The following is a 13,022-nucleotide window of genomic DNA, read 5'->3' as shown; positions in this document are numbered from 1 at the left end:
CCGCGCGCTCGTTGCTGCAACCGCAAACGTTTGCAATCCCCCATTTCCCCGCATCAACGGGTCGAAACGGGCTGTCTGCTGCGATGTGCATCAACTCTTGAAACAATCGCGGCGCAGCAATTGTCAACTATTTCAAAAATAGGAACAGTCGTTGATGTGCTTGATATATATAGACTTTTTCATGCTGTTACCTTTTCGAGACACTTTATTTTTTAGGCTTTCTTGCGTGGATGGCACTGAGCTATTCTCCAATCCGCAACAAATAACGATGAATCACTTGCGTGGAGAAACTCAACGATGAAGAAACTTGCTCTCTCGACCCTCTCGCTCGCCCTGCTGGGCGCCGCTGGCGCTGCTCAAGCTCAATCGAGCGTGACGCTGTATGGCGTGATCGATACGTCGATCGCATTCGTTCATGGTAATAGCGGCCAAGCCATCAATTCATGGCAAATGTTGTCGGGCAACCTGCAAGGCCCGCGTTGGGGCTTGAAGGGTACGGAAGATCTGGGCGGTGGCCTGAAGGCGATCTTCCAGTTGGAAAACGGCTTTGACGTCGGTACGGGCAAGTTGAATCAAGGCGGCCGCATGTTCGGTCGTCAGTCGTATGTCGGCCTCGACCACGCCCAGTACGGTACGCTGACGTTGGGTCGCCAGTACGACCCGTCCGTCGACATGGTTCAGGCCGTGACGGGTGACAACTACTTCGGCAGCATCATGGCCACGCCGGGTGACGTCGACAACAACGACAACAGCATCCGCGTCAACAACGCAGTCAAGTATGTGTCGCCGGTGTTCGCAGGCTTCCAGGTCGAAGGCATGTATGCACTGGGTGGCGTGGCGGGCCATACGGGCCAAGGCCAGACGTGGAGTGCCGCTGCAGCCTACAACAACGGCCCGATCGGCGTCGCTGCCAGCTTCCTGCGCGTGCAGAACGGCAACGATCGCTCCGTCGCCGCAGACGGTTGGTCGAGCCCGACGGCAACCGGCATCGGCGTCTCGAACAACCCGATCGTCGGCGCGTACGCAACGGCGAAGGCGATCAACATCGCGCAAGTCGCCGGCCAGTACGCAATCGGCCCGGTGACGTTCGGCCTCGGCTACAGCAACTCGCAGTACAAGGCGGACAGCCTGTCGGCGTTCGGCACGACCGAGAAGTTCAACACCGGCCGCGCATTCGTCAACTATCAGGCATCGCCGGCCCTGCTGCTGGGTCTCGGCTACGCATACACGAAGGCGAGCGGCGACACGGACGCGAAGTACCACCAGGTTTCGCTGGGCGCGGACTACTCGCTGTCGAAGCGCACGGACGTCTACCTGATCGGTGGCTACCAGCACGCGAGCGGCGCGCAACGTGTCAACGCGACGACCACGCAAGACGCGCAAGCGTCGATCGGCTCGTACGGCTATGGCGGCACGAAGTCGCAAGAGCTGGTCGCTCTCGGCCTGCGCCACAAGTTCTAAGAAGTACGTTTCCGGTGTGCATGGCGTCTCCGACGCCATGTCGCCGAACTGCAAAACCAGTCATCGGCTTCGGCCGTGGCTGGTTTTTTTTCGTCCGTCTCCAGCGTGCCGGCTTCACCCCCACGGGCCTGCGAGCAACGCCTGAGCCCCAACATACATCGACCGGCCGAACAGCGGCGCCTGGCGGCTGCAAAGCGCCGGCAACGCCCTTTTCGGATGTCCGGGCCGGTCGCCATCGGCCCGCCAGGCGACTACCATCCGCACAGTCGGCACCGCGCATCCGGTGCGGCGGCCATTGCCCCTGCGTGTCGATTCCGGCGGCCGTCGTCCGTCGTATCGACGGCGGCACGCGGTTTGCGCTCCGGCCAAATACAGACAGGAGATTCGCCATGACGATTCAGAAGATCACGCCTTTTCTCTGGTACTCGGCGGAAGCCGAAGAAGCAGCGGCCTTCTATACAGGCATCTTTCCGGATTCGCGCGTCGTGCGCGTCACGGCGGTACCCGGCACCGACGGTACGCGGATGGTCGAGTTCGAGCTGTTCGGGCAACCGTTCATCGCGATGAGCCACCCGCGTACCGAGACGTTCAACCACGCAATCTCGCTGCTGGTCAGTTGCGCCGATCAGGCTGAACTCGACCGCTACTGGAGCGCCCTGCTCGACAACGGCGGCACGGCCGACGGCTGCGGCTGGCTGCGAGACCGCTACGGCGTGTCGTGGCAGATCGTTCCGGAAGCGCTCATCCCGATGATGGCCGACCGCGACGCGGCCAAGGCGGCGCGCGTGGCCGCGGCGATGATGCAGATGACCAAGTTCGACGACGCCGCGCTGAAGGCGGCCTATGCGGGCACGGCGGGCTGACGCAGCGCGTCGCGCTGCGCATGAATGACGGCGTGCGGGTCAAGCACGTCGCGAGTCGCCTGCGGGCGCCCGGATCGGCTGCTTGCGCGTGCGGCGGCTGCGAAAGCACTCACGATTCGCGGGGTGCCGGCCAGCAAGCCGATAGCGCACACCGCGCATCGGCCGCTACGCCGACAGCATCGATTCGACGGTCCGCCGCGCGTAGCCGATGAACGCGGCGACGGGTTCGCCCGACAGGATCACGGCGTCCTCTTCGCCCTCGAGATAAGCGGCGCGCGCAGCCGCCACAACCGGCCGGTACGCGGCCGGCACACGCTCCAGCACCCACGCCGCGGCAACGTCCTTGGGCGCGATCCTGCCGGTCGCGGCGCTGTACCAGATGCGCGCGAGCGCGAGCACCACGTTGCACTCGTCGCCGCGCCAGTCCGGTTCGGCATTCCACTGCGCGACGGTAGCGAGCAGCGCGGCGACAAAGTCGCGCGCGGGCACCGGCTCGAACAGCGCGGCCGCCGCCGGCCCGACCAGCGCGACGCTGTGCAATCGCGCCTTCGTCAACAGGATCGCCAATTCGTGATCGATGAGGGCCGGTTCGACGATCCCGGCTTCCAGGTCGCGACGCAGCCACTCGCCGAACTGCAGTTCGCGCCGCGCCGGATGACGCCACGGCATCACGTCGCCGTGCGCGACGGCGGTGACCTCGAGCGCGCGCACGCCGCCCGCGCAACCGGGCGGCGCCGACGCAGCAAGCAGGTCCAGCATCAGCGCGCGCCGCACCGGCTCGTCGGGCCGCGCCGCCACCGTCACCAGCAAGTCGATATCGCTGCGCGGTTTCAATCCGCCGTCGAGCGCCGATCCGAACAGGTGGATCGCTTCCAGCGTCGCGCCGAGATGCCGCTCGATCACGTCGCGCGCGCCGGCGACCTGTCCGGCGATTTCGTCCGGTATGAATTCAGTCACGCCGCATGTGCGTCATGACGCGCACACAACAGGTGCAGCGAGAACGACGTGCGGCGGAACAACGGCAAGCGCAAATGAACATTGCCGTTCGGCATGGCGCGTGCGCGGCACGTCATGCGTAGCGCGTCACGTATCGCACCGGATATCGCCGCGTCTTCGCTTCTTCGCCGCTGCGCGATTTGCGCAGCGCAATAAAAATCCCCGCACGCTTTCGCGTACGGGGATCGCAGGACATCGTAACGGCTGCCGACGACATGCATTCGGCAGCCGTTACGCGGCATTACGCTGCCGCGTCCTTCAGCTTCTTCAGCGCACGTGCCTTCACGCGCACGCTGGCCGGCTTCGCCGGGAACCAACGCTCTTCGCCCGAGAACGGATCCTTGCCGAAGCGCTTCTTCTTCGCCGGCACGACTTGTGCCGTGATCTTCAGCAGACCCGGCAGCGTGAACTCGCCTGCGCCCTTCTTGTGGACCGAGCCCAGCACGACGTTCTCGAGTGCGGCGAGCACTGCCTTGACCGCCTTCACTTCCACGGCTGCGCGCTCAGCGATGTGCGTTGCGAGCGATGCCTTCGTGAACTTGTCCTTCAGCGGCGTCGGAGCGGCGACAGCCGCCTTCGCGACAGCCTTCTTCGCCACTACTTTCTTCGCCGGCGCTGCTTTTTTTGCAGCCACTTTCTTGGTGGCCGGTGCGGCAGCCTTCTTGGCCACCTTTTTTGCGGAAGTCGCCATGTTTCTCCTACCAGGTGTGGTCGTTCGTTGGATACATGAAGCGTGCAATGCGCGCGCTTCAACGCCGGATTCTACAAGCGCCGTGACGCTTCGTGCAGTACTTTTATGCGTTTTCGCGGGGTTTCCCGCAGGTTTTGTTGCGCGCGACCGACTTCGTCGACGCTTGAGGGTCTGTTTACGCATGGAACGCACATGCGTTGCCACGAGAACGGCCGCTCGCGAGGCGCGCGACGCCGCGAATACTGGACGTATTCGCAAGGAGCGCAACGCGGCGAGCGGCCGTTCTCGTGGCAACCCCAAATTAAAAAAATCCATTCCACGGGAATGCCCGAAATCGCCCGCATGGCGGCGTCGCTCGTCGCTTGTTTGGCTCGGCCAAACGGCGCTCCTCACTCCTTGCCCTGCGAGCGATTTCGGGCATTCGCATGTGCGTTCCATGCGTAAACAGACCCTCACATCAAAAAACACCTTCACGTATACGTCCGAACGCGAATTACGTTCGATATTTGCGCACCTATACTGGCCTCGCTCAATGCCCGGATGCCTCAATGCGCGAAGTCAGATACGTCAAAGGACTCGACGGCCTGCGAGCCCTCGCCGTCATCCTCGTTTTCCTGTCCCACAAGGGCCACGTCCTTGCCGTCGACGTCGGCAAGCTTGGCGTGTGGACGTTTTTCCTCATCAGCGGATTCCTGATCGTCGGCGAGCTGCATCGCAACCGCCAGGCGGTCGAGCGCGGCACGATGGCGCGCCGCCACGCGCTTGCGCTGTTCCTCGCGAAGCGCGCGCTGCGGATCTTCCCCGTGTACTACCTGCTGCTCGCCGCGCTCGCGATCGCGCACGCGCTGTTCTACCAGCGCGGCGTCAATCTCGGGCTCGCGTGGCACGCGGTGTTCCTGTCGAATTACTGGATCGGCGTCGTCAAGGACGGCTGGCCGGGCTCCACGTCGCACTTCTGGAGCCTCGCGGTTGAACAGCAGTTCTATCTGATCGCGCCGCTCGCGCTGCTCGCGGTGCCCGCCGCGCGGCACGTCGCGCTCGGCATCGCGGCCGTCGCGCTGTGCGCGATCGCGCATCTCGCGCTCTACCTGTCCGACGCGTCGCCGGTGCTGATCTACGCGTTTTCCCCGTGGAATTTCGCGCTGATCGCGCTCGGCGGCGTCGGTGCGATGGCGCTCGCCGATCGCGGCGCGGCCGCCGTGCGCCGCGTTCCGCCCGGCTGGCTCGGCGCGGCAGGCGTCGTGTTCTTCCTCGTGCTGCCCGCTTGCACGCCGTTGCCCGACGTGGCCGCGGGGCTCGCGGATCTCGGCCTGTCCGTGTCGCTCGGCGCGCTGATGCTGTGGATCGTCAGCGAACCCGAGCATCCCGTCGTGGCGCTGCTCGACTGGGCGCCGCTCGCCTATCTCGGCACGATCAGCTACGGCTTCTACCTGTTCCACAACCTGATTCCGGCGCGCTTCGGCGTGCTGCCCGCGTACTTCGCGCACGTGCCGATGCCGGAAATCGTCCGCGAAGCGCTGCCCGAAGTGCTGCAGTTCGCGCTCGCCGTGCTGCTTGCGCACCTGTCCTGGCGCTATCTCGAAAAGCGGCTGCTCGATTTCAAGAAGCCGATCGCTGCGGCGCTGGCCCGGCACTTCGTCGCGCGGCCGGGCACATCGGTGCGTTGAGCGCCGCGCAAACGCGGCGACGACGGAACGGCAAAAACGCGATACCGGTCACGCCCGGAAGCCGACGCGCAGCGAGCGGCGGCTGCGTCATGGGCCGACCCGGGCGGAACCGACGCCGGCCCACGCGTCGATGGATATCGCGCAACCGAACTGCCGATCCGGTCACCCGGCGAATGCGTCGGCACCGGTTTCAGGCGCGACGCCAGACCTCCCCGGAGCACCCCGCTTCGCACGCGGCACCGCCCTTCCCACGAACCCGATACGACACGCCTGCTGCGCACGCCACGATCGCGCGCCCGCAAAAGCAAAAAAGCCCCGGCGCGCGAGCGGCCGGGGCCAACGGAACAACCACCACCTGAAACGACGGAGTGCGCGACTGCTTAGGCGACAGCAGCCAGCGCGGGCAAGCAGGTACGCAGGTACGCCTCGAATTCGCGGCTCACTTCCGGATGCTGGAGCGCGAGCTCGACGGTTGCCTTGAGATAGCCGATCTTGCTGCCGCAGTCGAAGCGCGTGCCGAAGTAACGATACGCGAGCACCTGCTCGTTCGCGAGCAGCGACTGGACCGCGTCGGTGAGCTGCAACTCGCCGCCCGCGCCCGGCTTGAGCCGGCGCAGGTGATCGAAGATCGTCGGCATGAACACGTAGCGGCCGACCACGCCGAGGTTCGACGGCGCATCTTCCGGCGCGGGCTTCTCGATGATGCCCGACAGCTTGATGACGTCCTCTTCCCATTCGCGGCCTTCGACGACGCCGTACGAACGGCTGTCCTCACGCGCGATCGTCTCGACCCCGATCACCGAGCTGTGATAGTGGTCGAACACGTCGACGAGCTGCTTGAGCACCGGCTGCTCGCCGTGCAGCAAGTCGTCGGCGAGAATCACCGCGAACGGCTCGCCGTGCACGAGCTTCTCCGCGCACAGCACCGCGTGGCCCAGGCCAAGCGCTTCCGGCTGGCGCACGTAGAAGCAGTTGACGTTGCTCGGCTTGATGCCGCGCACGAGTTCGAGCAGCTTTTCCTTGCCGCGCGCCTCGAGTTCGGCCTCGATCTCGTACGACTTGTCGAAGTGATCCTCGATCGCGCGCTTGCTGCGCCCGGTGACGAAGATCATCTCGGTGATACCGGCGTTGATCGCTTCCTCGACCGCGTACTGGATCAGCGGCTTGTCGACGACGGGCAACATTTCCTTCGGGCTCGCCTTCGTGGCCGGGAGGAACCGCGTGCCGAGACCGGCAACGGGGAACACGGCCCTGGTGACTTTCAACATGTTCGCGTCCTGATTGCGTTGACTGCGCCGCGTCGCCCAGCGACCCGGCGCGATGGTTTTCCGAACGGCATATCGAGAATCGACGGTACTGCCAATTCCACTCCGCTCACTTTCGATATGGACTGATTGCCCAATTATTCCGGAAAAAAATATAATCCCTTCAATCCGGTCGATATTTCCGGACCGAGTGCCGAAGCAGAAACAAATTACCGATTTTCCGGATACAAATTCTTACGATTCGAATTCCTCGATATAGGGCACGCCGCCCCGCTCGAGGCCCGGGCGAATCGGCTCGTTCTTCAGCGCCTCGCGGTACGCCGACAGCACGGCCATGACCAGCAGTACTGCCGCGCTCGCGATCCAATGCATGTCCATTTTGCCGCTCCTTGCTTCAATCATCTGGAGCTTTCAAACTATCAGAAAAAAATCGGTAAATAATTGGAGCGCCCGTGGAACCGCTTTCCGATCCGGATAAAACCATCATGCGGAATACCGTGATTTCCGGGCAAGTTTTTTTTATTCATTGATCGAATTCTTGCGCATTACGATGGAACCAGACTTCCCATTCGTCCGTCTTCCACTCCATCCGTCGCAAGGAATCGAATCGCATGCAAGCTTTCAGCGGATCGTCTCTGACCGCGCCGCCCGTCGCCGATCACAAGGAACACGTGATCGACGCGATGCGCGGCTTCGCGGCGCTGCTCGTTGCCTATTTCCACTGCCGCCAGGTCGTCTGGGTCGGCATGCAGAGCTTCCATCAGGCTTACGGTCATGCACTGAACCCGAGCGTGATCGCCGGCTACCTGACCTTCCCGTTCGCGTGGGGCTCCGCCGGCGTGCCGATCTTCTTCGTGATCAGTGGCTACTGCATCCACCGCAACGCGGCGCTCAAGCTCGCGGCCGATCCCGCCTACCGGCTCGACGCGCCGAACTTCTGGGCGCGCCGGTTCGCACGCATCTACCCGGTGCTGCTCGCCGCGCTGCTGTTCACGCTCGCGCTCGACGCGGTCAGCCTGCAGATCGAACCTGTCAGCCACAAGATCCGCGACATCGGCGTCGCGGCGTTCCTCGTGAACCTGTTCTCGCTGCAGGGCGTCGCCGGCTACACCTACGGGTCGAACGGCGCGCTGTGGACGCTGTCGCTCGAAGTGCAGTTCTACGCGATCTACCCGCTGCTGTTCGCGCTGCGCCGGCGCATCGGCATGCCGGCCGTCGTGGCCGCGGTCGCGCTCGTCAATGTCGCGTCGGCGTGGCTGCTCGAACGGCACGACCTGCAGTTCTTCACGTCGTACTGGCTGTCCTGGACGATCGGCGCGTGGATCGCCGACGTGCGCGCGCAGCAGGCGCGCGGCACGGCCACCGTGCCGTCGCGCGCATGGTACGGCGCGGCCGCCGTGCTACTGGCCGCCGGCTGCGCCGCGTTCCATTTCGGCCAGTACGGCGCGTTCCAGCTATGGTCGGCCGGCTTCGCATGCTTCCTGTACCGCGCGCTCGCCCGACCGCCGCGCCCGACGCCGCCGCTGCGCGTGCTCGGCTGGTTCGGCGACTTCAGCTACTCGCTGTACCTGATCCACCTGCCGTTGTTCGTTTGCCTCGGCTCGGTGCTGTTCCACTCCGAACTGCAACTGTCGATCTGGCCGTCGCTCGCGTTCATGGCCATCGCGATCCCCGTCGCTTACCTGTTCTACCGGCTGTTCGAACGGCCCGCGATGACGTGGTCGGCCAGCTTCAAGCCGACCCGTCCCACCCGCGTCGTCGCGCCGGCGCCCGAGCGCACCGCCTGACCCGGCCCGACCGGTTCCGGAGCCCCCGCGCGGCGCCTCGCCGCGCGGGGGCTTTTTCTTGGCCGGAGCGCGGCTGCTCGCGCGGTCGAGCGGGGATGTGCAGCCCCCGGCTGTCCGGCCGCGCTGCGGCCCGCGTGAGCCGATTCTGACCGGCTTTCGCCACGCGACTGCCCTGGCGCCGCATTCGCGCTTCGCCGGCTGCACGACTCCAATCGAAACGACGATCGGTCGATCTCGTCCCTGAAACGGCACATGCCCTCCAAAGCGAAGCCCCCACGCAGCGCAACGCCGCATGGGGGCCCGTTTCCAGCCGTTTCCCGCCGGCTCGCGCCGGCTACTACTTCTTCGCCTTCGCGGCCTTCGCCGTATCCGCGAGGATCTTCTCGACCCGCTGGACGTAGGTCTCGGTCCCGAACCGGCGCACCGCCGTCGCGCGTCCGCTCGCGACGAGCCGCTCGCGCAGCGCGCCGTCTCGCTTCAGCGTGTCCAGCGCATCGGCCAGCGCGGCCGCATCGCCCGGCTCGCAAAGCAGCCCGTTGTCGCCATCCTCGATGATCTCGACGACGCCGCCCGCGCGGGCCGCGACGACCGGCCGGCGCGCGAGCATCCCCTCGACGATCACGCGGCCGAACGGCTCGGGCGTGATCGACGTGTGCGCGACGACGTCGACCGCCGTCATGCACGCGGCCACGTCGCGCTGGAACCCGAGGAAATGCACGCGCTCGTCCATCCCGTGCTGCGCGACGTATTCATGCAACTGCGCTGCGTATTCGTCCTCGCCGAACAGCGGCGCGCCGACCAGCACCACGTGCATGTCGGGATGCCGCGCAGCGGCCTCCAGCAGCACGTGCTGCCCCTTCCAGCGCGCGAGACGGCTGAACGAGCCGACGAGCCACGCGTCCTTGGGCAACCCGAGGCGCGCGCGCAGCGCGGCCTGGCTGACGCCTGCCAGCGCATCGAACGGCTCGGCCGAAATGCCGTTGAACACGACGTCGACGTGCTGCGGCGTGAAGCCCGTCAGCGCGCGGAACGCCTGCGCGGACGCATCGGAGTTCGCGATCACGCGCGTGACGCCGAACCGCGCGCAGTACTTGATCGCCAGCAACTGCTTGCTGCCGAAATGGTCGGTACTGACGATGTCGCGCAAGTGCCACACCACCGGCTTGCGCGCGAGCCGCCCGGCGAACGCGGCAACCACCATCGCGCGCTGCGTGTTCGCGTAGATCACCTCGGCGCGGCGCGCGCGCCGCGCGACGTCGCGCACCAGCCGCACGAGCTGCTTCACCGCGCCGAACGATACGCCGCCCTGCTTGCGCACGCCCGCGAGCGCGCCCTGGTCGACCACGTCGACGCGTGCGCCGATCTCGTCGAGCGCCGCGCGGAACGGGCCGTCGTCGAACAGCAGCACGTCGGCGTTCGCGCGCATGTGCTTCATGATCTCGAGCAGCGACAGCTCGGCGCCGCCGAGCACGCCGCTCTGGTCGAGCACGAGCGTCGCCGGGCCGCGCGCGGCCGGCATCGGCGCGGCGGCCGTGCCGCGCTGCGCGGTCGAGCCAGGCAGCGCTTCCTCCACATAGTCGAGGAAGCGCTGCCGGAACGTATCGGCGGAAAACCGCTGCGCGTTCGCGCGGCATGCATCCGGTGCGAAGCGCTGCGGCGCGCGCTCGAAATCGTCGACGGCCGCGACGATCGCGTGCGGCGTCTGTTCGTCGAAGAACAACCCGGTCGGATTCGCACCCGATTGCGGGTCGAGCACGGTCTCGAGCGCGCCGCCCTTGCCGTACGCGATCACGGGCGTGCCACATGCCTGCGCCTCGACGACCGAGATCCCGAAATCCTCCTCGGCCGCGAACACGAACGCCTTCGCGCGCCGCATCCGGTCGTGCAGCACCGCGAACGGCTGGTAGCCCATGATCTCGACGTTCGGGCCGGCCTTCGCGCGGATCTTCTGCATCTCCGGGCCGTCGCCGATCACGACGAGCTTGCGCTCGGGCGTGCGCGAGAACGCGTCGACGATCAGGTCGATCTTCTTGTACGGCACCATCCGCGACGCGGTCAGGTAGAAATCCTCCTTCGCCGCGTTCAGCGAAAACGCGTCGACGTCGACCGGCGGGAAGATCACCGCCGCGTCGCGGTGATAGACCTTGCGGATGCGCCGCGCGATGAACGCGGAGTTCGCGACGAAGCCGTCCACCGCGTTCGCGGTGCGCGTGTCCCAGTTGCGGATGTAGTGCAAGATCATCCGCGCGAGCAGCGATTTCGGCCCGTGCGTGAGGTTCGACTGCTCCAGATACTGGTGCTGCAGGTCCCACGCATAGCGGATCGGCGAATGCACGTAGCTGATGTGCACCTGGTCCGGCCCCGTCAGCACGCCCTTCGCGACCGCGTGGCTGCTCGAGATCACGAGGTCGTACTCCGACACGTCGAGCTGCTCGATCGCAAGCGGCATCAGCGGCAGGTAGCTGCGGTACTTGGTGCGCGCGAACGGCAGCTTCTGGATGAACGACGTCGTCACCGGCTTGCCGCGCACGAACGCGCGGTCGTCGAGGAAATCGACGAGGCTGAACAGGTCCGCGTCGGGAAAGCACGCGACGATCTGTTCGAGCACGCGTTCGGCGCCCGCATAGGTCACGAGCCAGTCGTGGACGATCGCCACGCGCAGCGTACGCGCCGGATGGCGCGCGCTGGCCCGCTCGGCCGGCATGGGCCGGCGCAGCACGGCGGCATCGCCGGCTTCGGCCACGGCCGCATCGGCCGTGGCGAGGTTCAATACGGCGTGTTCCGCCAGATCGCGATTCATACGGTTTTCCTCGCATTGAGACGGATAAACAGGTCGCGCACGAGCGCACGCAGCCCCGGCGTCATCGTGAGCGACCACGCGACGTTCAGCACCAGCACGATCGCGCACATGCCGATCGACTCGCCGAGCCCCGGCCACGCCTGCGCCAGAAACAGGCTCGCAAGCAGGAAGGCGAGATGCGCCAGCATGTCGAGCACGATCGCGCGCATCCGGATTGCCGACAGGTACAACAGCACGCCGTAGTCGACGAACGCGCGCACCGCGACGACCACCGCCGCGCCGATCAGCCCGAAGTGGTGAATGCCGAACCACAGGCCACCGACGAAGAACGGCATTTCGACGAGCCCGGCGAACGCCGCGCGGGCCGGGTTGACCTGCGACTGGATCAGGATCCGCGTGACGCTCGCCTGGCCGACGAGCCACACGCTGATCACCAGCACGCGGCCGACCGGCGCCGAATGCGCGGCCAGGTCGGCGCCGACCCACAGCGTGAGGAACGGCGCGAGCGCGAAGATCGCGACGATGCCGACCGGCGTGAATACGCCGTTCAGGAATTCGAGCGACTGGCGCGCGAGCGTGTCCGCGTGGTCGCGGCCGACCGCCGACAGGCGCGGGAACAGCGTGCGCACGAGCGCGTTCGGCAGCATGTTCAGGCGCGTGACGAGGTTCTGCGGCACCGTGTAGTAGGTGACGAACTTCGCGCCCATGCCGGCGCCGAGCATCACGCGGTCGAGCGTGTCGGCGATCATGCTCGTCGTGCTCGCGATCAGCATCCAGCCGCCGAAGTTGAACAGCCCTTTCGCGGTGCCCCACTGCGGCGGGTCGATCCGCCGGATCCCGAGCACCTTGATGCTCGCGTGGCCGAGCATCACCGCCGCGATCAGGCGCGCGACGACTGCCGCGGCGAGCACCGTCTGCAGGTTCGGCGCGATCCACCATGCAGCGCCGAGCGGCAACAGCTGGAACAGGAACGTGCCGATCGTCTGGTTCGTGTTGAACACGCCGAACCGTTCGGCGCCGTTGATCGCGCCGGCGAACACCCACGACACGTTCGCCAGCGGAATCGCGAGCGCGAGCCACGGCAGCGCGAGATACACCTCGTGCTGCATCTCGGCCGACACCTTCGTGAAATACGCGGTGTAGACGAACGCGCCGAAATAGATCAGCAGCCCGCCCACGATGCCGGTGCCGAGATTCAGCCAGAACGCGCTCCAGAACACGCGCGCGCTTTCGTCGTCGTTGCCGCTCGCGAGCGCCTTCGAGATGTGGTTCTGCGCGGCCATGCTCATCCCGAGATCGAGGATCCCGAAATAGCCGATCAGCGTCCACACGAGGCTGACGACGCCATAGCGTTCGACGCCGAGCGCGTGGATATAGGCGGGCACGGTCACCAGCGACACGAAGGTCGGCAGGATCAGCCCGATGAAATTGATCGAAACGTTCTTGAGTATGCCTTTGTCCATGCTTGTACCTTGTGTGACGACGACGGCGC

The 13,022-nt window shown here is 65.9% G+C and carries 10 protein-coding genes; 4 read left to right on the top strand and 6 right to left on the bottom strand.

What is annotated here, in order from left to right; translation table 11 throughout:
- Positions 1-297 precede the first annotated feature (297 nt).
- Positions 298-1,461, top strand: coding sequence for a porin (locus tag BFF94_RS02200; RefSeq protein WP_128851076.1), 1,164 nt, complete (start codon positions 298-300; stop codon positions 1,459-1,461).
- Positions 1,462-1,850: 389 nt separating this feature from the next.
- On the top strand, positions 1,851-2,324 hold the full coding sequence (locus BFF94_RS02195) for a VOC family protein (protein WP_128851078.1): 474 nt from the start codon (positions 1,851-1,853) through the stop codon (positions 2,322-2,324).
- Positions 2,325-2,489: 165 nt separating this feature from the next.
- On the opposite strand, the gene BFF94_RS02190 is transcribed toward BFF94_RS02195, so the two are convergent.
- Together BFF94_RS02190 and BFF94_RS02185 are read right to left on the bottom strand one after the other, a co-directional pair.
- Positions 2,490-3,281, bottom strand: a complete 792-nt coding sequence (locus tag BFF94_RS02190; protein WP_219138925.1) for an AadA family aminoglycoside 3''-O-nucleotidyltransferase — start codon at positions 3,279-3,281, stop codon at positions 2,490-2,492.
- 280 nt (positions 3,282-3,561) lie between these two features.
- Positions 3,562-4,011 carry an HU family DNA-binding protein gene (locus BFF94_RS02185; RefSeq protein ID WP_128851081.1) on the bottom strand — a complete coding sequence of 150 codons (450 nt, stop codon included), beginning with the start codon at positions 4,009-4,011 and terminating at the stop codon, positions 3,562-3,564.
- Between the two features lie 548 nt (positions 4,012-4,559).
- On the opposite strand from BFF94_RS02185, the gene BFF94_RS02180 reads away from it, so the two are divergent.
- Positions 4,560-5,678 carry an acyltransferase family protein gene (locus BFF94_RS02180; RefSeq protein ID WP_128846239.1) on the top strand — a complete coding sequence of 373 codons (1,119 nt, stop codon included), beginning with the start codon at positions 4,560-4,562 and terminating at the stop codon, positions 5,676-5,678.
- A 380-nt stretch (positions 5,679-6,058) separates the two neighbouring features.
- On the opposite strand, the gene galU is transcribed toward BFF94_RS02180, so the two are convergent.
- The gene (gene galU / locus BFF94_RS02175) at positions 6,059-6,946 is read right to left on the bottom strand and encodes a UTP--glucose-1-phosphate uridylyltransferase GalU (protein WP_128846242.1); all 888 of its coding nucleotides are present in this window, start codon (positions 6,944-6,946) and stop codon (positions 6,059-6,061) included.
- Positions 6,947-7,177: 231 nt separating this feature from the next.
- Complete coding sequence (locus tag BFF94_RS02170) at positions 7,178-7,321, bottom strand: hypothetical protein (RefSeq protein ID WP_006479318.1); 144 nt, start codon at positions 7,319-7,321, stop codon at positions 7,178-7,180.
- Positions 7,322-7,554: 233 nt separating this feature from the next.
- Here BFF94_RS02170 and BFF94_RS02165 point away from each other — a divergent pair, with 233 nt between their 5' ends.
- The gene (locus BFF94_RS02165; RefSeq protein WP_128846245.1) at positions 7,555-8,730 is read left to right on the top strand and encodes an acyltransferase family protein; all 1,176 of its coding nucleotides are present in this window, start codon (positions 7,555-7,557) and stop codon (positions 8,728-8,730) included.
- 337 nt (positions 8,731-9,067) lie between these two features.
- Here BFF94_RS02165 and BFF94_RS02160 read toward each other — a convergent pair whose 3' ends face one another.
- Entirely contained in the window at positions 9,068-11,530 is a 2,463-nt protein-coding gene (locus BFF94_RS02160; protein ID WP_219138924.1) for a glycosyltransferase family 4 protein, read from the bottom strand.
- Complete coding sequence (locus BFF94_RS02155) at positions 11,527-12,993, bottom strand: flippase (RefSeq protein WP_128847178.1); 1,467 nt, start codon at positions 12,991-12,993, stop codon at positions 11,527-11,529. Before BFF94_RS02155 ends, BFF94_RS02160 begins: the two co-directional genes overlap by 4 nt.
- Positions 12,994-13,022: the final 29 nt, after the last annotated feature.

The organism is Burkholderia catarinensis (genome assembly GCF_001883705.2).
Classification (GTDB): domain Bacteria; phylum Pseudomonadota; class Gammaproteobacteria; order Burkholderiales; family Burkholderiaceae; genus Burkholderia; species Burkholderia catarinensis.
This window is presented reverse-complemented; position numbering and strand designations above follow the sequence as displayed.

Bases quoted from the DNA above. Each gene is read 5' to 3' on its own strand.
- BFF94_RS02200 (WP_128851076.1), top strand. From the start codon at position 298: ATGAAGAAACTTGCTCTCTCGACCCTCTCGCTCGCCCTGCTGGGCGCC.
- BFF94_RS02195 (WP_128851078.1), top strand. From the start codon at position 1,851: ATGACGATTCAGAAGATCACGCCTTTTCTCTGGTACTCGGCGGAAGCC.
- BFF94_RS02185 (WP_128851081.1), bottom strand. From the start codon at position 4,011: ATGGCGACTTCCGCAAAAAAGGTGGCCAAGAAGGCTGCCGCACCGGCC.
- BFF94_RS02180 (WP_128846239.1), top strand. From the start codon at position 4,560: ATGCGCGAAGTCAGATACGTCAAAGGACTCGACGGCCTGCGAGCCCTC.
- galU (WP_128846242.1), bottom strand. From the start codon at position 6,946: ATGTTGAAAGTCACCAGGGCCGTGTTCCCCGTTGCCGGTCTCGGCACG.
- BFF94_RS02170 (WP_006479318.1), bottom strand. From the start codon at position 7,321: ATGGACATGCATTGGATCGCGAGCGCGGCAGTACTGCTGGTCATGGCC.
- BFF94_RS02165 (WP_128846245.1), top strand. From the start codon at position 7,555: ATGCAAGCTTTCAGCGGATCGTCTCTGACCGCGCCGCCCGTCGCCGAT.
- BFF94_RS02160 (WP_219138924.1), bottom strand. From the start codon at position 11,530: ATGAATCGCGATCTGGCGGAACACGCCGTATTGAACCTCGCCACGGCC.
- BFF94_RS02155 (WP_128847178.1), bottom strand. From the start codon at position 12,993: ATGGACAAAGGCATACTCAAGAACGTTTCGATCAATTTCATCGGGCTG.